Here is a 703-nt window from a genome sequence, read left to right as displayed (position 1 = left end):
GGTAGAAACAGATCAATCATAAACAAGTTAGGGGTGAAAACCCCATCCGGTTTCGCCTTCTCAAATTGAAAAACCTCTACCACGAATCCTAGATCATGCGCCGCTTGTATCCTTTCACACGCTTCTTTTAGGGTTCCGGCTTTGACTGACGTCACAGCTTTTTTATACATTCTCCGCATCCTCCAATAACTCAGTATTTCGGTAAACATCACCGATGATTTCAAGATCGCCTGCCATAAAAGCACCACTACCATTTCCAAGACCTATATCAAGATAAAAACCAGCTTGCTTGTTGTCATACTTAACTACGAACTTCGTATCAGTGTTATGATCCAAAATGAAATCATTGTCATAAATCATCTTTCCGTTCTTATCCTTCAACCCGGTGTTCCACATGAGAGCTGCATTTTTTTGTGTGCTATCTGCAATCCTAATCAGATGAAGTGATGAGTCGGTATGGCGGTACAATCTCCATCCCACGGCTGTAATAATGAGATCCATTCCCTCATCATCCCAATAATGCATCTGCTCTCCATCCCAAACTCTGTATGCTGTGTTCATTTGTTTTCGTTCTCCTTTTCCTTTTCATAGGACTCAATTTGATCATTAACCAAATCCAAAACACTCGGCTGACCCTCGTTCAGCTTTTTGATCATAGCTTTCCAATCGTTATAATCGATTTCATTCACGCTATTTCCTCCTC

1 protein-coding gene is annotated in these 703 nt (G+C 41.1%); it reads right to left on the bottom strand.

The window, feature by feature from the left end; translation table 11 throughout:
- Positions 1 to 162 precede the first annotated feature (162 nt).
- Entirely contained in the window at positions 163 to 561 is a 399-nt protein-coding gene (locus ACFVFS_RS40840) for a YopX family protein (RefSeq protein ID WP_017696650.1), read from the bottom strand.
- Between the last annotated feature and the right edge of the window lie 142 nt (positions 562 to 703).

Origin of the sequence: Kitasatospora sp. NPDC057692, assembly GCF_042799475.1 — a bacterium.
Taxonomy (GTDB): Bacteria; Actinomycetota; Actinomycetes; order Streptomycetales; family Streptomycetaceae; genus Kitasatospora.
Note: the sequence above shows the minus strand (reverse complement) of the source record. Positions and strands in the feature narration are given on the sequence as shown.